The following is a 22181-nucleotide window of genomic DNA, read 5'->3' as shown; positions in this document are numbered from 1 at the left end:
CCGGCCGCGGCCGACCACGCGACGCCGGAAAGGTCGCCACGCTCGCGTCGAGAGCTTCATCGGTCGGCCTCCGTCCTGTCGGTGAGCCGTGTCGCCTCGCCCGCCGCGGCGTCGAGGTAGTCGCCGAGCACCGGGCCCGCCACCTCGAGCGCCGCGGGCGAGGTCATCTGCCAGTGGGTGCTCTCGACCGCGTGGTTGGCGATGCGGCCGGCGACGAAGGGCTGCCAGGTACCCACTGCCCGCGTCAGCGCAGGATCCTCGACCACGGCGCTGAAGAACAGGACGTCCCCGTCGAAGACACCCGGCCGGTGCCGCGCCATCAGATCCCCGTTGTGGGTGGCCGCGTCGAGCAGGCGCTGCGCCCGCTCCCGGGTGAGTACCGACAGCGGACCGCCGAGCGCCGCGAGGTCGTCGAACATCGCCAGCGGGTCCGGGTTCCCCGGGTCCCCCAGATCGCCCAAGTCCCTCAGCTCCCCGAGCGCTGCTTCCACGCCGAACCCGGCCAGCAGGTCGTCGACTGGCAACTCGTCCGCTGTGTCCTGCTCCTGCGGCGTCGCGTAGCTGTCGAGCAGCGCCAGGGCACCGACCTGCTGGCCGGCCTCCTGCAACTGAACGGCCATGGCGTGCGCGATCACCCCGCCCAGCGACCAGCCGACCAGGTGGTACGGCCCTTCCGGCTGGATCCGGCGGATCTCGCGCAGGTACCGGGCGGCGAGTTCGTCGATCGAACCGGCAGGCTCCTCCCCGCCCACCGCCGCCGGGGACTGGATGCCGTACACGGGCCGGTCCCGGTCCAGGTACGCCGCGAATCCGGTGTAGCACCAGGACAGCCCGACGATCGGGTGGACGAAGAAGACGGGGTGCGCGCGTCCCGCCGTACGAATGGGCAGCACCACCTCGAGCGCCGAGTCACCGTCCACACCCGCCGAATCCATTCGGGCGGCGATGGACGCCGGGGTGGGATCGGTCATCAGCCACTGCAACGACACCGGCACGTCGGCGCCCGCCCGCAGCCTGGACAGTGCCCGCATCGCGGACAGCGAGTTGCCGCCGAGGTCGAAGAAGTGGTCGTCCGCGCCGACGGCGTCGACGCCGAGGACCTCCGCGAACACCGCCGCGACCAGGCGCTCCGAGTCCGTGCCCGGGGCCCGGTACTCGGTCCGGCGTGCCTGGAATGCCGGTGTCGGCAGTGCCTTCTCGTCCAGCTTGCCGGTCGGGGTCATCGGCAGGGCCTCGATGACGACGACCGCGGCGGGCACCATGTGCCGGGGCAGGAACTCGGAGACGAAGGCCACGACCTTCGCGGCCTGCGGCTCGGCTCCGGCGACGGGCACCACGTACGAGACCAGCGCGGTCTCCCCCGCCGGCGTCTGCCGGCCCAGGGTCACCGCGAACTCGACGTCGGGATGGTTCGCCACCGCAGCGTCGATCTCGCCGAGCTCGATCCGGTGGCCCCGGACCTTCACCTGATGGTCGCTGCGACCGCTGTACTCCAACTGCCCGAGGGCGCGCCACCGGACCACGTCACCCGTCCGGTACATCCGATCACCCGGGCCGCCAAACGGATTCGCCACGAAACGCTCCGCTGTCAACCCGAACCGGGCGTGGTATCCCCGTGCCAACGCCGGACCCGCCACGTACAGCTCGCCCGCCACCCCGACCGGCACCGGCCGCAGGCGAGCGTCGAGGACCATCACCTCGAACCCGCGCACCGGTCCGCCGATCGTGACCGGTGCCCCCGCCGCCAGGTCGCCGACGGTCGAGATGTCGGTGGCCTCCGTCGGACCGTAGCCGTTGAGCATCGTCCGGCCCGGCGCCCACCGCGCCACCAACTCCGCGGTGCACGCCTCGCCGCCGACACCGAGGACCCGCAGATCGTCGAGCCCGGCCGGATCCACGGACGACAGCATCGCCGGGGTGATCAGCGCATGCGTGACCCGCTGCGCGACAAGAAGTTCTGCCAGGTCCTCGCCGCCGAGCACCGACGGCGGGGTGATCACCAGCGTCGCCGCCGCCGACAACGCCGAGACCATCTCGCCGACCGCCATGTCGAAGCTCGGCGACGTGTTGTGCAGGAACCGCGCGTCCGGGGTGACCCGGTAGTGCTCGCGGCGCTCCGCCGCCAGATTCGCCAGCCCACCATGGGTGACCACGACGCCCTTCGGCCTCCCGGTCGAGCCGGACGTGTAGATCACGTACGCCGGGTTGGCCACCCGCAGCGGCCGATCTCGCTCGGCATCGGTGATCGGTGCGGCCTGGCTCGCGTCGACGTCCAACTCGTCCAGCGTCAGCCAGTCGAGGGAGTCCGGCAGTCCGGACCGCTCCCCCACCCGGGTGATCCCCAGCGCGGCACCGGAATCGGACACCATGTGCGCGATCCGGTCGGCCGGGTAGTTCGGGTCGACCGGCACGTACGCGGCACCGGTCTTGGCGACCGCCCACACCGTGAGCACCGACTCCGCGGAACGGGTCAGCGCGACCGCGACGAAGTCCTCGGGTCCGACGCCGCGACCGAGCAGCACCCGGGCGAGACGGGTGGAGTGCTCGTCGGCCTCCCGGTACGTCCAGGAACGTCCCTGCCACCACAACGCGAGCCCGTCGGGGTTCGACGCGACCGCCGCCTCGATCAGGCCCGCCAGGGTGGTCGGCCCGGCGGCGGGCAGCCCGCGTACCGGCGCCAGCTCCGCCTGTTCGGCGGCATCGAGGAGGTCGAGGTCTCCGACGGTCGCCGTCGGCTCGGCCACCGCGGCTGCGAGGACCCGAACGAAGCGGTCGGCGATCGTCTGGGCGGACGACCGGTCGAAGAGGTCGCTCGCGTAGTTGAGGCTCGCGGACATGGTGGTCGGCGCGTCCGCATCTCCCGGGGCCTCGGCAACGGTCAGCGCGAGGTCGAACTGCGCGACGGCCGGCTCGAACGGCAACGCGGAGACCGTGAGCCCGGGCAGTGCGAACTCGGTGTCACCCCGATGCTCGAAGGCCAGGGCAACCTGGAACAACGGCGAATACGACTGCGAGCGTGTCGGTTCGAGCACGTCGACCAGCCGCTCGAACGGCAGGTCGGCGTGGCTGAATGCACCCAGATCGGCGTCCCGGACCTCGCCGAGGAGCGTGGCGAAACTCGCACCGGGATCGATCCGGGTCCGGAGCACCAACGTGTTGACGAACATGCCGACCAGATCGTCGAGCGCCGCCTCCCCACGACCGCCCACCGGCGTACCCACGGCCACATCCGCCGTCGACGCCAGCCGCGCCAGCACCACCGCGAACGCCGCGTGCAGCACCATGAACACCGACGCCCCGTGCTCGCGGGCCGTCCGCTCCAGCCGCACCACCGTCTGCGCGTCCAACTCGAAACGCACCGTGTCCCCGCGCTGCGAGGCCACCGCCGGCCGCGGCCGGTCCGTCGGCAACGCCAGCACGTCCGGCAGCCCGTCGAGCGCGTCGCGCCAGTACCGAATCTGCCCCGACGCCACCGACTCCGGATCCTCCTCGGACCCCAGCGCCTCCCGCTGCCACAACGCGAAGTCCGCGTACTGCACGGCCAACGGCTCCCACACCGGCACCTGCCCCGCACTGCGGGAGGCGTACGCCGCCATCACGTCTCGCGCCAGCGGCCCCATCGAGACGCCGTCGCCGGCAATGTGGTGGATGACCATGACCAGCACGTGTTCGTCGGAGCCGGTGGACCCAGGCTCCGCGCGAAGCAGCCGACCCCGGACCGGCGGGCCCGTGGTGACGTCGAAGCCCCGGCTCAACGTCTCGAGGACCAGCCCGGGAAGCTCGTCGGCGGTCACCGCGATCGGGGACAGGTCCAGGTCGACGAGGTCGGCGGGCAGGATCGTCTGCACCGGTCCGTCGCCGTCGTCCGGGTAGGCGGTGCGCAGCGACTCGTGCCGTTCCAGCACGTCCCGGACGGCCTCCTGCAGCGCCGCGACGTCGAGGTCACCGGACAGTCCGATGGCCAGCGGGATGTTGTAGGCCGCCGAGTCCGGCACCATCTGGTTCAGGAACCACATTCGGTTCTGGGCCAACGACAACGGAATCCGCTCCGGACGCGGGCCGGCCACGAGTTCGGGCAGCGCCGGGCGCCCGGCGCGTTGCGCACCGGCGGCGGCCCACGCCGCCACCCCGGCGACCGTCGGGTCCTGGAACAGCGCGCGCACCGTCAGCGACGTGCCGGCGACCCGGTTCACCCGGGAGACGACCCTCGTCGCGGACAGCGAGTTGCCACCGAGGTCGAAGAAGTGATCGTCCGCGCCGACGGTGTCGACGCCGAGCACCTCCTCGAACACCGACGCGACCAGAACCTCCAGTTCGCCGGACGGTTCCCGGTACTCGGAGCGGCGTGCCACGAACACTGGTTCGGGCAGGGCTCGCCGGTCGAGCTTCCCGTTCACCGTCACCGGCAACGACTCGACCACCACGTAGGCGTCCGGGACCATCGGACCCGGCAGCGCGGCGGCCAGCGCGGCCGCGACCTCCGCGGCGATGACCGTGTGGCCGGCCGCCGGCGCCAGGTACGCCGCCAGCCGCTGCCCGGCCGGGGTGTCGACGACGACGGCGGCGGCCTGCCCGACGCCGTCGCAGTGCATCGCGGCGGCCTCGATCTCGCCGAGCTCGATCCGGTTGCCGCGCAACTTGACCTGGCTGTCGCCGCGGCCGAAGTACTCGAGTTCCCCGGCCGCGTTCCACCGGACCACGTCGCCGGTTCGGTACATGCGGTCGCCGGGGCCGCCGTACGGATTCGCGACGAAGCGGTCGGCGGTCAGCGCGTGCCTCGCGTGGTAGCCACGGGCGAGGGCCGGACCCGCGACGTACAGCTCACCCGTCACCCCGGCGGGCACCGGCCGCAGCCGGGTGTCGAGCACCACGACCTCGAATCCGCGCACCGGCACCCCGATGGTGATCGGAGCGCCCGCGACGAGGTCCCCGACCGTCGAGATGTCGGTGGCCTCGGTCGGCCCGTAGCCGTTGAGCATGACGCGACCGGGTTGCCAGCGGGCGACCAGTTCCGAGGTGCAGGCCTCGCCGCCCACGCCGAGGACGCGCAGCAGCGGATGCCCGCCGGGATCCATCGTCGCGAGCACCGCGGGGGTGATCAGCGCGTGGGTGACGCGTTGGCGGTCCAGCAGGTCCGCGAGTTCCTCGCCGGCGACCACCGTGGTCGGGGCGATCACCAGGGTGGCCGCGGCGCTGAGGGCCGAGACCATCTCGCCGACCGCCATGTCGAAGCTCGGCGACGCCTTGTGCAGGAACCGGGCGGCGGCATCGATGCGGTAGTGCTCGCGCCGCTCCGCTGCCAGGTTCGCGATGCCGCTGTTGGTGACGACGACGCCCTTCGGCAGGCCCGTCGAACCCGAGGTGTAGATCATGTAGGCGGGGTTGTCGACGCGGACCGTGCCGTGACGGTCGGCGGCGGTGACCGGGGTGGCGGCACCCTCGGCGGCAACGGTGGAGGTCGCGTCGAGGACGAGCCAGTTCACGTTGTCCGGCAACGAGTCCCGCTCCGCGGACACCGTCACCCCGATGACCGCCCCGGAATCGCCGAGCATGTGCTCGATGCGATCGGTCGGGTACGTCGGGTCCACCGGCAGGTACGCGGCACCGGTCTTCGCGACCGCCCACACCGCCAGCACCGAGTCGAGGGAACGCGGCAGCGCGAGGGCGACGAAGTCCTCCGGCCCGACGCCGTGACCGAGCAGCATCCGGGCCAGGAGGGCGGCGCGGGCATCGGCGTCGCGGTAGGAGTACTCGCGCTCGTTCCACACCAGGGCGACCCCGTCGGGGTTCGCGGAGACGGCCGAGTCGATCAGTGCGGCAAGGGTTGTCGGTTCGGCGGTGGGGAGGCCCCGGACCGGGGCGAGTGCCGCGGTCTCGGACTCGTCGAGCAGGTCGATGTCCCCGACGGTGACGGCCGGGTCCGAGGCCACGACGCCGAGTACCCGGACGAACCGGTCGGCGATCGCCTGCGCGGACGACCGGTCGAACAGGTCGCTCGCGTAGCGCAGCGCACCGCCCATCCCGGCGTCCGGGTCGTCGCTCTCCGCCAGGGTCATCGCCAGGTCGAAGTGGCTGACCTGGGCGTCGAAGGGGAACTCGGACACCGTCAGACCCGGCAGCTCGAAGGTGGTGTCGCCGCGATGCTCGAGCGCCAGCGCCACCTGGAACAGCGGCGAGTACGACTGCGAGCGTGTCGGTTCGAGCACGTCGACCAGCCCCTCGAACGGGACGTCTGCGTGACCGAAGGCGGCGAGGTCGGTCTCCCGGACACGGCCGAGCAGGTCGCCGAAGGATTCCGCCGCACTCACCCTGGTACGCAGGACGAGGGTGTTGACGAACATGCCGACCAGATCGTCGAGCGCCGCCTCCCCACGACCGCCCACCGGCGTACCCACGGCCACATCCGCCGTCGACGCCAGCCGCGCCAGCACCACCGCGAACGCCGCGTGCAGCACCATGAACACCGACGCCCCGTGCTCGCGGGCCGTCCGCTCCAGCCGCACCACCGTCTGCGCGTCCAACTCGAAACGCACCGTGTCCCCGCGCTGCGAGGCCACCGCCGGCCGCGGCCGGTCCGTCGGCAACGCCAGCACGTCCGGCAGCCCGTCGAGCGCGTCGCGCCAGTACCGAATCTGCCCCGACGCCACCGACTCCGGATCCTCCTCGGACCCCAGCGCCTCCCGCTGCCACAACGCGAAGTCCGCGTACTGCACGGCCAACGGCTCCCACACCGGCACCTGCCCCGCACTGCGGGAGGCGTACGCCGCCATCACGTCTCGCGCCAGCGGCCCCATCGAGACGCCGTCGGCACTGATGTGGTGGACCGCCAGCACCAGTGCGTACTCGGCCGCACCGGTGCGCAACAACCGGCCGCGGATCGGCACCGACGCGGTGACGTCGAAGCCGCCGCCGAGGATCTCCTGCACCCGGGCGGGCAGTTCCTGCTCCGTCACCTCGACCGGTGTCAGGTCGAGTTCCACCTCGCGTGCCGGGAGCACCACCTGCACGGGGCCGTCGCCGTCGTCCGGGAACACGGTGCGCAGCGACTCGTGCCGTTCCAGCACGTCGTGGACCGCCGCGCTCAGCGACGCCGCGTCGAGCTCACCGGACAGCCGGATCGCCAGCGGGATGTTGTAGGCGGCCGACTCCGGGTCGAACTGGTTGAGGAACCAGACCCGGTTCTGGGCCAACGACAACGGAATCCGCTCCGGTCGCGGCCGGCCAACCAGGGCCGTCCGGTTCCGGCGTTCGGCCGAGTCGAGGGCAGCGGCCAGCTCCGAGACGGCGGGCGTCTCGAACAGCGACCGGAGCGCGACCGCCGTGCCCGCGGCCTCGTTGAGGCGGCCGAGCACCCGGGTCGCGCTGAGCGAGTTGCCACCGAGGTCGAAGAAGCTGTCGTCGGCGCCGACGCGGTCCGCGCCGAGCACGTCCGCGTACACCCCGGCGACGAGGACCTCCGTCGGCGTCGCCGGTGCGCGGAACTCGCGCGCCGCCGGTTCCGGGTCCGGCAGCGCGCGGCGGTCCAGCTTGCCCGCCGAGCTCAGTGGGAACTCCGCGAGTTCGACGATCGCGGTCGGCACCATGTACGACGGCAGCAGCCTGGCCAACGCGGCCTGCAGCTCGCTCGCCACCAGACCGGCGCCCACCACGTACGCCACCAGGCGGCCGCGGGACTCGAGGACGACCGCCTGACTGACGCCCGGTTGGGCGGTCAACGCGGACTCGATCTCGCCCAGCTCGATCCGCAGGCCGCGGATCTTCACCTGGAAGTCGGTGCGCCCCAGGTAGACCAGCTCACCCGCGGCGTCCGGTCCGGCCGCCGTGGCCCACCTCACCAGGTCGCCGGTGCGGTACATCCGGGTGCCCGGGGTGAACGGGTTGGCCACGAACCGGTCCGCGGTCAGGTCCACCCGCCCCTGGTATCCGCGGGCCAGCTGGTCGCCGGCCAGGTACAGCTCACCGGCGACGCCGACCGGGACCGGGCGCAGCTGCGGGTCGAGCACGTAGGCGCGGGTGTTCCACACCGGCCTGCCGATCGGCACGCCGGCGTCCTGCGCGTCGGTCAGCTCGTGGAACGTGGTGGTGATCGCGGCCTCGGTGGGACCGTAGGTGTTGTGGATCGCGCCCGCGCAGCCCCCGCGCAGCGACTGCGCCAGCTCCGCAGTGAGTTCCTCGCCGCCGGCGAACAGGTGCCGCAGCGACCCGAGCGCGTCCGCGTGCCCCTCCGCCAGCAGCGCCGCCAGGACGGACGGGACGAACTCGGCCACGGTGATCCGGTGCTCGCGCATCACGGCGGCGAGGTAGTCCAGTTCCCGGTGCCCGCCCGGCCGGGTGATCACCAGCCGGGCGCCGACGGCGGCAGGCAGGAAGCACTCCCAGACGGACACGTCGAAGGTGATCGGGGCCCGCTGCATGATCCGGTCGGCGGCGTCGACGCCGTACTCGGCTGCCAGCCAGCGCAACTGGTTCACGATCGCCGCGTGGTCGACGGCGACGCCCTTGGGACGCCCGGTCGAGCCGGACGTGTAGATCACGTAGGCCGTGTTCGCCGGCCGCAGCGGACACGGCCGCTCCGCGTCTGTGACCGGCGCGTCGGAGAAGCCGTCGAGGTCGACGGTGTCGACCTCGACCACACGGGCGTCGCCAGGTAGCTCCGTGGCGACGGCCGCGGTGGCCAGCACCAGCTCGGGAGCGGCCGAGTCCAGCACGTAGGCAATGCGTTCGGCGGGATGTTCGGGGTCGATCGGCACGTAGGCGCCGCCCGCCCGGACAACCGCCTGCATCGCAACGAGCATCTCGAAGGACCTCTCGAGGGCCACCGCGACCAGGGTCTCCGGCCCGACGCCGGCCGCGATCAGCAGCCGTGCCAGCCGGCTCACCCGGCCGTCGAACTCCCGGTACGTCAGGGAGCGTCCCTCGAACACCACGGCGACGTCGTCGGGGCGGACGGCGGCCTGTGCGGCGAGCAGGTCGGCGAGGGTCGCCGACTCGACCGCGCGCCCGGTCTCGTTCCAGGACTCCAGCATCGCGCGACGTTCCGCGGGCGCGGCCACCGCGAGGTCGGCGACCGCGGACGCGGGCTCGGCGACGGCGTCGGCCAGGATCCGCGCCAGTCCGTCCGCCAACCGGTGCGCGGTGGCGGTGTCGAAGAGGTCGGCGGCGTAGGTGAGCTGCACCTCGATGCCGGCGGCTGCGCCGGACTCGTCGTGGTGGTCGACGCACACGAAGTCGAGGTCGAACTGTGTGGTGGTGACCGGCAGAGTCACCGGCTCGATCCGCAGGCCACCCAGTTCCAGGCCCCGCTGCGCCAGGTTCTGGAATGCCAGGCTCACCTGGAACAGCGGCGAGTACGACTGCGAGCGAACGGGATCCACGGCCTCCACGATCCGCTCGAACGGCAGGTCGGCATTGCCGAAGGCCCGCAGGTCCGTCTCCCGGACCCGGCCGAGGAGATCGGCGAAGCTGTCCTGCCGGTCTGTGCGGGTGCGCAGCACCAGGGTGCCGACGAACATGCCCACGAGGTCGTCGAGTGCCTGCTCGCCGCGGCCCGCGACGGGGGTTCCGATCGCGATGTCGTCGCCGCCGCCGAACCTCGACAGCAGCACCGCGAGCGCGGTGTGCACCACCATGAACGGGCTGGCGCCGTGGGCCGCGGCCAGTGCCTCGACGGCGGCGTGCAGCCGCGCGTCGATGGTGAACGACTCACTGCCACCTCGGTTCGACGCCACCGCGGGACGCGGCCGGTCCAGCGGCAGGTCGAGCACCGCGGGCAGGCCGTCGAGCTCGGTGCGCCAGTACGCGAGCTGGCCGGCCGCCACGCTCGACGGGTCGGTCTCGGAACCCAGGACGGCTCGCTGCCAGATCGTGTAGTCGGCGTACTGCACCGGCAGCGGCGCCCAGGACGGTGCCTGGCCGTTGACCCGGGCGGCGTAGGCGAGCATCACGTCCCGAGTCAGCGGTCCGAGCGAGAACCCGTCCGCCGCAATGTGGTGTACCACCATGGCCAGGACGAAGTCGGCGTCTCCGAGTCGCAGCAGGCGCGCGCGCAGCGGCACCTCGACGGTCACGTCGAACGGTGTCAGGACCAGCTCGGTCACGGCGCCGTGCAGGTGCGCCTCGTCGATGTCGACGGGCCCGAGGTCCGGCACGCTCGCCTGCGGATCGAGCACCTGCTGGTGCGGAGCGCCGTCGGCCTCGGGGTACACCGTGCGCAGCACCTCGTGGCGGGCCAGCACGTCGCCGACGGCGGCCTGCAGCGCCGCCGTGTCGAGTTCGCCGGACAGTCGGAGCACCGCGGGGAGGTGGTAGGCGTCGGACTCGGGGTCGAACCGGTTGAGGAACCACATGCGGGACTGCGCCGGGGACAACGGGACCCGGTCGGGTCGGGGCTGCGGTGCCAGCACAACCCGGCCGCCGGTTCCGGCGAGCCCGGCCACCCGGGCGGCCAGGGCCGTCACCGTCGGTGCGTCGAACAGCTCCCGGACCGGGATCCGGGTGTCGAGGGCCCGGCCCAGCCTCGCGGCGACCTGCGTCGCGACCAGCGAGTTGCCGCCGAGTGCGAAGAAGTCGTCGTCGGCGCCGACCCGCTCGACGCCCAGGACCTCAGCGAACACCGTCGCCACGACCCGCTCGGTCGAGGTGGCGGGCGCACGGAACACCTTTGCCTCGAACTCCGGCGCCGGCAACGCCTTCCGGTCCAACTTGCCGGAGGTGTTCAGTGGGAACGCGTCGAGCGCGACGATCGCCTCGGGCAGCATGTAGCTCGGCAACAGCCCGCCCCCGAAGGTACGCAGAGCCTCGGTGTCGAGGTCCGCGCCCGGCACGGGAACCACGTACGCGACCAGCCGGTCGCCGGTCGCCGTCGGGACCACCAGGACCGCGGCGCCGAGCACCCCCTCGTGCGAGAGCAGCGCCGTCTCGATCTCGCCGAGCTCGATCCGCTGGCCGCGGAACTTCACCTGGAAGTCGGTGCGGCCCAGGTACTCGAGCGACCCGTCACCGCTCCGGCGCGCCAGGTCACCGGTGCGGTACATCCGCTCACCGGACACGGAGAACGGGTCCGCCACGAACCGGTCGCTCGTCAGATCCACCCGGCCGAGGTAGCCGCGGGCCAGCTGCACCCCCGCCAGGTACAGCTCGCCGGGCACCCCGGCGGGCACCGGGTGCAGCCGCGAGTCCAGCACGTGAACCCGCGAGTTCCACTCCGGCACACCGATCGACACCGAACCATCCGTGGCGGTGTCGGTGACGTCGGCGTAGGTGATCGACACCGCCGCCTCCGTCGGGCCGTACAGGTTGTGCACGCGGGCACCCGAGACGCGAGTGAACTCGCCCACCGTGGCCGACGGCAGTGCCTCGCCGATGACGAACAGGTGCCGCAGCGTGGCGAGGTCCGCGTGGGAGACGGCCGCGGCGAACACCGACAGCATCGACGGCACGAAGTCCGTCGCCGTCACCGAGTGCTCGCGAATGATGTCGGCGAGGTACCCCGGGTCACCATGCCCGTCGGCGGTCGCGAGGATCAGCGTCGCGCCGACGCGCAGCGGCAGAAAGTAGCCCCACAGCGACACGTCGAATGTCGTCGCGGTCTTCTGCAGGTACACGTCCGAGGGGCCGAGACCGTATTCGTGGGCCATCCAGGCCATCTGGTTGACGATCGCCCGGTGCGAGACCGTGACGCCCTTCGGGCGGCCCGTGGAACCGGACGTGAAGATCACGTACGCCACATCGTCCGAGCGAAGTGCAGACAACCGATCGACGTCCGTCACCGGCGCGTCCGACATCGCGGAGAGGTCGAGGGTGTCGATCCGGAGGACAGACCTCTCCCCCGCGGCCTCGAAGCCGTCGCGCTCGGTGGTGAGCACGCACACCGGATCGGACGCACGAAGGATGTATCCGATCCGTTCGGCCGGGTGGTCCGGGTCCACGGGGACGTAGCCGCCGCCGGCGGTCAGCACCGCGTACATGCCCACCACCAGGTCCAGCGAACGGCGCATCCCCAACGCCACCAACGACTCCGGGCCGACACCCTCGCCGATCAGGAACCGGGCCAACCGGTTCACCCGGGCGGCGAACTCCGCGTACGTCAACGACTCGCGTTCGAACACCAGGGCCACCGCGTCCGGGGCGCGGCGAACGCGGTCGGCGAAGCCGTCGAACAGGTACTCGTCCGCGACGAATCGCTCTGCCTGGCCCCGGGCCCGCACCAGCTCGCGCCGCTCGGCACCGGAAAGCATGTCCAGGTCCCCGACCGGCGTGGTGGGGTCGAGTACCGCGGCCCGCATGATCCGGAGGAGACGGTCGCCGAACGAGACGACCGTGGCCTCGTCGAAAAGGTCGGCCGCGTAGGTGAAGGTCGCGTCGACGGCCCCGTCGGCACGGTGCACCAGGGTCAGGTGCAGGTCGAACTTCGCGACCGTCGCGGCGGCGTCGAGTTGCGAGACCTCCAGCCCGGGCAGCGTGAACGCGGTGGGCGTGAGGTTCTGGAACGAGAGCGCCACCTGGAAGAGCGGGTGCCGCGCGTTGGACCGGTTCGGGTTGAGGATCTCCACCAGTCGCTCGAACGGCAGGTCCGCGTGCGAGAACGCATCGAGATCGCTACCGCGAGTGCGCAGCAGCAGGTCCTCGAAGGTGTCCGACGCCGTGAACCGGGTACGCAGCACCAGGGTGTTGACGAACATCCCGACGACGTCGTCGAGCGCCCGCTCGCCGCGCCCGGCGACCGGTGCACCGATCGCGACGTCACCGGTTCCGGCGAGCCGGCCGAGCAGCACCGCGTATGCCGCGTGGACGGCCATGAACAGGCTGGCGCCGTGCGCGGACGCAAACTCGTGCAACCGACGATGGGTGTCGGCGTCGATGGTGAAGGCCACCTCGCCGCCGCGATGGCTCTGCCGGGTCGGCCGGGGACGGTCGGTGGGCAGCGAGAGCTGATCCGGAAGGTCCGCGAGAACGCCTCGCCAGTAGTCGATCTGGCGGGTGACGAGCGAACGGGCGTCCGTCTCGCTGCCGAGCAGCGCGCGGTGCCACAGGCTGTAGTCGGCATAGTGGACGGCCAGCGCGGGCCACCCGGGGGCTTCGCCCGCGGCGCGCGCGGCGTAGGCGAGCATCACGTCCCGCGCGAGCGGGCCGAGCGAGTAGCCGTCGGCCGCGATGTGGTGCACCACCACCGCCAGCACGTGGTCGTCTGAGCCGACTTCGAACAGTGCCGCCCGCAGCGGTACCTCGCCCGAGACGTCGAATCCCGTGGTGGCCAGGGCCGCCACCCGGGCGGCCGCGTCGGCCGCAGGAACCCGGACCGGGGCCAGCGCCGGAGCCGCCTCCGACGCCGGCAGCACCACCTGGTGCGGGCCGTCGGCCGAATCCGGGTACACGGTGCGCAGCGACTCGTGTCGCGCCACCACGTCCGAGAGCGCGGCGGCCAGCGCCGCGACGTCGAGGGCGCCGGTCAGCCGCAGTGCCAGCGGCAGGTTGTCGGCGGCGGACTCCGGGTCGAAGGAGTTGAGGAACCACACCCGGGTCTGGGCCGGGGACAACGGGATCCGATCCGGTCGCGACCCCGCGTCCAGAGCGGGACGGTCGGACCGCTCGGCGGACTCGACCGCGGAGGCCAGGCCGACGACGGTCGGCGCCTCGAACAGTGCCCGCACCGCCAGCGAGACACCGGCGGCCTCGTTGAGCCGGCCGATCACCCGGGTGGCGCTGAGCGAGGTGCCACCGAGGCCGAAGAAGTTGTCGCCCGCCCCGACCGGTTCCACCGTCCCGAGGACCTCGGCGAAGACCTCCGCGACCAGCAGTTCGAGCGCCGACGACGGAGCCACGAACTCGGCGGTCGCGAACACCGGCGCGGGCAGCGCGCGCCGGTCCAGCTTGCCCGCCGGGGTGGTCGGGACCGCGTCCAGCACGGTGATCGACGCGGGCACCATGTACGACGGCAGCCGCGCGGCGAGGTACGTGGTGAGACTGTCGAGTCCACCGGCGTCGGCGCCGTCGCGCCCCGGGGCTCGGGGCAGCACGTACGCCGCCGGCACCGTCCCACCGTCCGGCATCCGGTGTGCCGTGGTGACCGCGAACTCGACGCCCGGGTGCCCGGACAGCACCGCATCGATCTCGCCGAGTTCGATCCGGAAGCCGCGGACTTGCACCTGGAAGTCGCTGCGCCCCACGTACTCCAGGGCGTGGCCACCGCGCTCGTCACGCTGCCAGCGCACCAGGTCGCCGGTCCGGTACAGCAGTTCGCCCGGGCCGCCGTGCGGGTCCGCGACGAAGCGGGATGCCGTCAGAGCGGGCCGCCGGTGGTAGCCGCGGGCCAGTCCCGGGCCGCCGAGGTACAGCTCACCCGTGGTACCCACGGGCACCGGCCGCAGCCACCGGTCCAGCACCAGTGCACGGGCGCCCTGGATCGGCGCACCGATGCCGACGGTGCCCGACGCCGACGCACCGAGACCGAGCGAGGCCGCGGTCAGCGGCGGCGTCGCGGTGATGACGATGGTGGTCTCGGTGGGGCCGTAGCTGTTGACGAACCGGCAGCGGTCGCCGAAGCGTGCGACCAGGTCCGGCGGGCACACGTCGCCGCCGACGACGACGGCCTCGAGGTGGTCGAGCGCACTCGGGTCCACGGTGCCGAGCAACGCCGGCGCGCAGAGGATGTGGGTGACCCGTGCGGTCCGCAGCAGCGCGGTCAGGTCGGCGCCGACGTGCACCTCGGGCGGGGCGATCACCATCGCGGCGCCCGCGCTGAAGGCCTGCACCATCTCGAACACGGACGCGTCGAAACTCGACGAGGAGAAGCGCAGTACCCGCGACTGCGCGCTCACGCCCAGTTCGGGACGGGCCTCGGCGGCGAAGTCGGCCAGGCCCGTGTGGGTCACCACCACGCCCTTGGGCAGGCCCGTCGAACCGGAGGTGTAGATCATGTAGGCCGGGTGCGCCGGGGTCAGTGCGCCGCCACGCTCGGCCGGCGTCACCGGTGCGTCCGAGAACCCCGCGCAGGCGCGTGCGAACTCGGGATCGTCGAGTGCGAGCCAATGCGTGCCGGCGGGCAGACCCGCCCGGTGCGCCAGGTCGGTCAGGCCCAGCGCGACCCCGGAGTCGTCGACCATGTGGGCGATTCGCTGGGCGGGGTAGGCCGGGTCTACCGGGACGAAGGCGCCGCCCGCCTTCGCGACCGCCCAGACCGCCAGCACCGACTCCGCCGACCGGGGCAGCGACACCCCGACGAACGTCCCTGGCCCGACGCCGCGGGCCAGCAGCACGCGGGCCAGCCGGTTGGCTCGGGCGTCGAGTTCTCGGTAACTGGTCTCGGTCTCCCCCGCCGGCGACCCGAATCCGTCGAGCAGCGCGGCGCCGTCCGGATTCGCCCTCACCCCCGCGGCCAGCAGGTCGGGCAGCAGCCGGGGAGCGAGCGCCGCCGGGCCGCGTGCGGGCACCAGTGCGGCCCGCTCGGCCGCGGTCAGCACGCTCAGGCCGAACACCGGCCGGTCGGGGTCGCCGGCCCGGAACTCGGCGAGCAGGCCGACGAAGCGGTCCCGGTGCGCGGCCAGCTCGGCCTCGCCGTAGAGGTTCGGGTTGGCCTCGAAGTCGATCCGCGAGCTGCGGCCCGCGACGGCCGGGTAGATGTTGACCGAGAGGTCCTCCACGGGCCCGGTGCTCAGCACGTGGAAGTGGCCGGTCAGCTCGCCGAGCCGGATCTCGGAGTGGAAGTTCATGACGTTGACCGCCGGCCCGAAGAAGCCGCGTTCGGCGGCGGCGCCCGCGTCACGGCGGATGTCCTCGTGCCGGTAGCGCTGGTGGCGCAGCGCCCCCGTCAGCTCGAGCGACATCGCCGCGACGAGCTCGGCGACGGTGGTCTCGGGGGTGATCGACACCCGGAGCGGCACCACGTTCGACACCATGCCGCCCGAACGTCGGAGCACGGCGTTGGTGCGCGCGGACACCGGCAGGCTCAGCACGATGTCCGTCTCGCCGGTGAGGTGGGCGAGGTAGGCCGCCATCGCGGCGACCGCGGCGGGAGTGAACCGCGGGTCCGGAGACTCCCCCGGCAGCACACCGCCGACCACCCTCGAACACGCGGCGACGGGCGCGGACCGCCCGGCGAGGCTCCGCGCCGGCGGCAGGGCGCCGGTCTTGGCCGCCCAGTAGTCACGGTCGGCGGCGAATCGGGTGGAGCCGCGGTACTGCAGCTCGGCGTCGTAGACCGCCGTCAGATCGCCGGCCAGGGCCTTCGGCGGCTCGGCGGCGAGCACCGCGGCCGTGTACAGCTCGGCCGCCCGGTTCATGAAGGTCATCGCGCCGAAACCGTCGAGGGCGATGTGGTGGATACGGCTGTACCAGTAGTGCAGGTCCGGCCCCACGCGCAGGACGACGGCGTTGATCAGCCGGTCCGTGAGCAGGTTCAGGGGCGCCGTGTGCTCGGCGCGCATCCAATCGTGGGCGGCCCGTTCCGGGTCCGGGTCCGCGGCGAAGTCCAGGTACCCGACCTCGTCGCCGAGGGTGAGGTCGACGACCTGGTGCGGCTCACCGTCGAGTTCGACGATCCGCAACATGCCGGTGCCGAACTCGTGGGCCGCTGCCAGGCCCGCGCGGCGCAGCGCGTCGACGTCGAGTGCGCCGCGCACCTCCACGTACTGGGCGATCGTGAGCGGCACGTCGGACGTGAGGTGCTGGGCGAACCACATCCCACGCTGGGCCGCGGAGAGCGGGAACGCCCGGGTGGCGGACATGGCCGCGATCTCGGAAGGCTGGATCTCGGAAGGGAGGAGGTCGGCGGCGCTGCCGTCGACGGCAGCCTGCAGCGGTGACGATTCCAAGATCTCAGTCCTCACGTGTGGGGCACGCATGCCGACGTCACGTCGAACGCGAGTCACCATGCGGAGCGGACAACCGTTGGCGCGCGAACCCCCACTCGCATGATCGGGTCCGGTGGTTCATGCAGACACCGGGTCCGACACTCACAGCTCCAACACCAGACAAACTTCCCCTGGATTAGGGTAGGGTTACATAACACTCACGTAACGTCAAACGGTACTGCCCTGCGGCCCCTCGTAGCGCTCGCCCGAATCGGGTCGGGCGGGGGCCGGGCAGGGCCGGGCGGACCGCCCGCCGCACTATGCTCGACCGGTGGAACTTCACCTGGTCAACTACTTCGTAGCGGTGGTAGACCATGGCAGCGTCACCGCGGCGGCGCGGTCGCTCTACATCACGCAGCCGTCGCTCTCGCAGGCCATCCGCACCCTGGAGAGGAACCTCGGCAGCCCCCTCTTCGAACGGGTCGGCAGGCGGCTCGTGCTCACTCCCGCGGGCCGGGACTTCGACGCCGCCGCCCGCCGCCTGCTCGCCGACCTCGGTGCCGCCCGCGACAAGGTCGACGCCGTCCGCGAATTGCGTGCGGGTTCACTGGAACTGGTGACGTACTCGACCTTCGCCATCGACCCGACGGTGGACCTGGTGCGACGCTTCCGCGAGCGGCATCCCCGCATCACAGTGACCATCTTCGACACCGCCGGGCCCGAGGGCGTGTTCACCGCGCTCCGACAGGGGCGGGCCGAGGTCGGCATCAGCAGCCTCGTCGGCGACCACAGCCCCCTGCACGCGGTGTCGCTCGGCGAACAGGAACTGATGCTCGCACTGCCCGAGGCCCTCGCCGCAACACTGCCGGATCCCGTTTCGCGAGAAGCGGTCCGGTCGGTACCCCTGATCGTCGACCTGGGCAGCGTGCCCGGCAACGGAGTCACCCCCGACCTGCTGGCCGAGAACGCGGAGAACGTCGTGGTGGACTCCACCCGCCCCAGCCTGACCTGGGACCTGGTCCGCCTCGGCGCCGGCGCCACCATCGTCTCGCGCGCGGTGGCCGCCAGCCAGTTGCCCGCCGTCACAGTGCGATCCGTGGACCCTCCGCTGACCCAGACGGTCGCACTGCTGACGCGCAAACCGCCGCTGTCGCCGGCCGCGGAGGCGTTCCTGCAACTGGCCGGCGCCCAGGACTGGGGCGAATGACGTGGACCTGAAACAGATCGAGTACTTCCTGGCCGTCGTCGACCACGGCGGGATCGCGGGCGCGGCGCTGACCCTGGGCGTCGCACAGCCGACGATCTCGACCGGCATCCGGAGCCTCGAGCGGGCCCTCGGCGTCCCGCTGTTTCACCGACTGGGCCGGGGCATGGTCCTCAGCTCCGCCGGTCGTGCGCTGCTCGGACCCGGGCGACAGATCCTGCGTGACACGGCCGCGGCCAAGTACAACCTCGCCTCGACCAGTGCGTCGCTGGTCGGACGCCTCGACATCATGGCGATGCCGATGCTGGGCCTGACCGCGCTGGCCGAGGCGATCGCCGCGTTCCGCGCCCTGCACCCGCGGGTCATCGTGCACATCAAGGAATTTCGCGACGACACCGCGCCGGTCGAACTGATCCGGGACGGCCACTGCGAGTTCGTTGCGAGCCACATCCCGCTGCCCGAGGCCGAGGCCCTGCAGTCCCTCACGTTGACCGTGCACGAGTACTGGTTGGCGTACCCGCCCGGCACCGTGCTGCCGCCGGGCCCGGTTCCACTCGCGGTGCTCCCCCGGATCCCGATGGTCTGGCTGTCGGACGACCGTACCGTCGTCGCCCGACGGGTCCAGCACGAGATCCAGAAGGTCGGTGAGGCGCCGCCGAGCGCCGCGATGGTCGAGCACCGCGAGTCCCGGCTTCCCCTTGTCGTCGCGGGAGTCGGTGGCGCCGTGGTCGAACGGTCGACCGCCGAGTCGATGGCCGAGCAGGCGGTCGTGCGGCCCATCGCGCCGCCGCTGAACCGGGCCATGGGCCTCACGTTCGACCCGGACCGACTCTCCGTCGTCGCCCGAGAGTTCCTGACGGTGGTCCGGGAGCGTTCGCCGTTCTCCGGCCCACCCGGTTAGCCGGCGCCCCCGGCCGCCGGTTGCTGCCGGCCGGACGGCCCCCGGGTCAGACCGCGACCTGCTCGCGCAGTCGCTCGCGCAGCGCAGCCTTGACGATCTTGCCCGTGGGCGTGATCGGAAGCTCGTCCAGCAGCACCACCTCGCGGAGCTTCTTGTACGGAAGCACCTGTGCGGCAATAAAGTCCATCAGCTCTTCGGGTGCCACCCGTGAGCCGGGTGCCGGTACGACGAAGCCGACCGGCTCTTCCCCGACCCCTGCCGTCGCGCGGCCCACCACAGCGACCGAGTGCACACCCGGATGGGCGAGAAGCACCTCTTCGATCTCGCGGGGATAGACGTTGTACCCCTTGTAGATCAGCATGTCCTTGATCCGGTCGGAGATGAAGACGAATCCGTCCTCGTCGATGTGCCCGACGTCGCCGGTGTCGAGCCAGCCGTCCACGAACTGCTGGGCGGTCTCGTCCGGCCGGTTCAGGTAGCCGGCGGCCACCTGTGGTCCCCGGACCCACAGCGTGCCAGGCTCGTTCGCGCCCAGCACCGCTCCCGAGCCGTCCAGGGCCCGGACCCGGACCTCGGTGTCGAACATCGGGACCCCGACGCTGCCGTCCTTGGCCGGGTACCGCCCGATCATCGGCGACCCCGTCACCAGCGCGGTCGCCTCGGTCATCCCGTACCCCTCGCCCACCCGAGCCCGGGGGAAGGTGGCACGCAGCGCCGCGAGAGTCGACAGGTCGATCGGTGCCGCTCCGGAGGTGACCAGCCGCACGGAGGTCAGGTCGCGGCGGACGGCGTCCGGATGTGCGGTCAGCGCGTGCCACATCGCCGGGCTGCCGGCGATCGCAGTGACCCGGTGCCGCTCGATCAGCTCGAGCATCCCGGCAGGGGTGAACCTGCCGGCGAAGACGTTGGTGGCCCCCGCCAGCAACTGGGTGTTCATCCCGATCAGCGCATGCGCGTGGAAGAGCGGGGACACCACGATCGACACGTCGGTACCGAGGCCGAAGTCCCAGGACGGTTCGCGAACCCGGTCCGCGAACCCGATCAGCCCGTCGGGCTCACGCACCAGTGTCAGACCCGACCTCGCCATCATCGTCTGGGCCAGGTTCGCGACGATGTTGCGATGCAGCACCCGCACGCCCTTCGAGACGCCGGTGGTGCCGCCGGTGTAGGCGAGGTGCGCGACCTCGTCGCCCGTCACGTCGAGGCAGGTGTACTCCACAGGCGCCCCGGACACGAACTCGTCGTAGTCGACGACGCCGCCCGAATGCGGGGACCGGGCCGCGGACGCACCGGCCGGCCGATGCACGATCGTCAACTCCACCGCGGTGCCCGCGGCGGCCGCGGCGGCGTCCTCGTACTGCGCGGCCTGCGTCACCACGGCGCGGGCGGCGGTGTCGCACAGCTGGTGCCGCAGCCCGGCGACCGGCTGGATCGGGTTGACCAGGGACACCGTCGCGCCGGCCCGCAGCGAGCCGTAGTACGCGACGACGAACTCGATGCCGTTGGTCAGGTGGATCAGCACCACGTCGCCTCGGCCGATCCCGGCGCCGTGCAACGCGGCGGCGAAACATCCGGTACGCGAACCGAACTCCGCGTAGGTCAGGGTCGTGTCGCCGAGCACGAATGCGACCCGGTCCCCGTAGCGCCGGGCCGCGGTCTCCGGCAGCCGGGCCGTGGTGAGCTCCGGGTAGTCGATGGACCCGGCGAAGAAGTCGGATCTCGTAATCAGCATTGTTGCTCTCCAATCACCCGGGGAACTCGGCGAACACGGCGGCCGCGGCCGCCGCACGTCGGCGGCCGCCGCGGCGAACCGGTCAGGCGCGCTGGCGGTCCCGGGCCGGATTCGCCAGGATCAGGACGAGCACCGCACAGGCCGCGGCGATCGCGCCGAGGATCTGGAACGAGAGGGCGTACCCCTGTGCCGCGGTCGGGGCGTGGTCGACGATGACGCCGGTGGCGTACGGCGCAACCAGGCCACCGGTCGCCATGATCGCCAGGAAGAAGCCGAGCGTGCCTGCCGTCTGGCGCGGCGGGCACAGGTCCGAGATCATCGCGCTGAACAGCGGCATCACCGGGGTGCAGAAGCCGTACCCGACGGAGACCACAAGAACCGCCAGCGGCGCCGAACCGATCGAGGGCAACAGGAACAGCAGCAGTCCGCAGATGAAGACGCCGACGACGGGCATCACGATGCGAACCGTGCGGAGGGAGGCGCCGCGGACCAGCAGCCGGTCGCTGATCGTGGAGATCGAGAGCATCAGGACCAGGCCGACGGCGCTCGGGATCGCGAACATCAGGCCCGCCTGCAGCCGGCTGAAACCGAGACCCAGCTCGAAGTACGACGGCAGCCAGGTGAGGACCACCGCGACCATTGCGTAGCAACTGGTGATGAGGACCGCCGCAGAGATGAACGTCCGGTTGAGGAAGATCTTGCGCCACGGGACGGTGGGTTCGCTCGCCTCGGTCCCCACCGGCTCGGCCTTCGCCGACTCCCGTCGGATGTACGGACCCTCGCGCCAGGTGAATATCCACACGACGCACCAGATCAGGCCGGCCACGGCCAGGACGCTCAGCGCGGCGCGCCACCCCAATGTCGCGGTGACCACGGCCAGCGCCGGCGCGATCGCGATCTTCGCGATGGACTGCGCCCCCGCGATCAGCGCGCCCGGCAGGCCACGCTTGGACGGCTCGTGCCAGGAGTACGCCGCGGTGAGGCTCAGCGCGGCGGCAGGACCCTCGAACAGTCCCAGCACCAGCCGACTGACGATGAGAACCGCGAACGAAGCGGAGACGATCAGGGGCAGTACCGTCAGGGACCAGCCCAGCGCGAGGATCACCAGCGCCCAGCGCAGCGAGACAAGGCGATTGACGGTACCCGCGAAGAACCCGCCGATGGCGAAGGTCAGGAAGAAGAGGCTGCCGGCGAGGCCGATCTGGGACGCGGTGAGGCCCAGGTCCTTCGCCAGCGGCTGCGCGATGATGCCCAGCACCGCCTTGTCGGCGTTGTTGATCGTGCCGAGCGTGACCAGGAGCCCGGTCAGGCCCCAGGCCCGGCGTCGTGTGAACAGGCCACCGGCCTTACCTGGCCGGAAGTCCTGCTCGGCCGGAGTTGCCTCCGACTTGTCGAGCGCCGGGATAGACGTCATGTTGCCCCTCTTCGGTCGCGGGGTGAGCCAATCGCCCGACCCACCCCGTAGTGCCGTGGATCACATCACGTTCCATTCAACGGCCCGTTTCACGCCCGATCAATACGCAGTCGACGAAGCGACCGAACACGTCTGCCTATGGA

At 71.9% G+C, this 22181-nt stretch carries 5 protein-coding genes; 2 read left to right on the top strand and 3 right to left on the bottom strand.

The annotated features are described in order from the left end of the window. Nucleotides 1-56 precede the first annotated feature (56 nt). Nucleotides 57-16721: a non-ribosomal peptide synthetase gene (locus tag RT2_RS00760; protein ID WP_425439069.1), complete on the bottom strand. Its 16665-nt coding sequence runs from the start codon at nucleotides 16719-16721 to the stop codon at nucleotides 57-59. A gap of 397 nt (nucleotides 16722-17118) precedes the next feature. Here RT2_RS00760 and RT2_RS00755 point away from each other — a divergent pair, with 397 nt between their 5' ends. Together RT2_RS00755 and RT2_RS00750 are read left to right on the top strand one after the other, a co-directional pair. Beyond that, entirely contained in the window at nucleotides 17119-17994 is an 876-nt protein-coding gene (locus RT2_RS00755) for a LysR family transcriptional regulator (protein ID WP_072842607.1), read from the top strand. A 1-nt stretch (nucleotide 17995) separates the two neighbouring features. Continuing rightward, nucleotides 17996-18892 (top strand): LysR family transcriptional regulator, encoded by an 897-nt coding sequence (locus RT2_RS00750; protein WP_072842606.1) that lies wholly within the window; start codon nucleotides 17996-17998, stop codon nucleotides 18890-18892. A 46-nt stretch (nucleotides 18893-18938) separates the two neighbouring features. Here RT2_RS00750 and RT2_RS00745 read toward each other — a convergent pair whose 3' ends face one another. Together RT2_RS00745 and RT2_RS00740 are read right to left on the bottom strand one after the other, a co-directional pair. Beyond that, a complete protein-coding gene (locus RT2_RS00745) occupies nucleotides 18939-20624 on the bottom strand; it encodes a class I adenylate-forming enzyme family protein (protein ID WP_072842605.1) in 1686 nt (561 codons plus the stop codon). A gap of 82 nt (nucleotides 20625-20706) precedes the next feature. Then, nucleotides 20707-22038: an MFS transporter gene (locus RT2_RS00740; protein ID WP_072842604.1), complete on the bottom strand. Its 1332-nt coding sequence runs from the start codon at nucleotides 22036-22038 to the stop codon at nucleotides 20707-20709. Nucleotides 22039-22181: the final 143 nt, after the last annotated feature.

Origin of the sequence: Rhodococcus tukisamuensis NBRC 100609 (genome assembly GCF_001894985.1) — a bacterium.
Classification (GTDB): domain Bacteria; phylum Actinomycetota; class Actinomycetes; order Mycobacteriales; family Mycobacteriaceae; genus Rhodococcus_G; species Rhodococcus_G tukisamuensis.
This window is presented reverse-complemented; position numbering and strand designations above follow the sequence as displayed.

Bases quoted from the DNA above. Each gene is read 5' to 3' on its own strand.
- RT2_RS00760 (WP_425439069.1), bottom strand. From the start codon at position 16,721: ATGTCCGCCACCCGGGCGTTCCCGCTCTCCGCGGCCCAGCGTGGGATG.
- RT2_RS00745 (WP_072842605.1), bottom strand. From the start codon at position 20,624: ATGCTGATTACGAGATCCGACTTCTTCGCCGGGTCCATCGACTACCCG.
- RT2_RS00740 (WP_072842604.1), bottom strand. From the start codon at position 22,038: ATGACGTCTATCCCGGCGCTCGACAAGTCGGAGGCAACTCCGGCCGAG.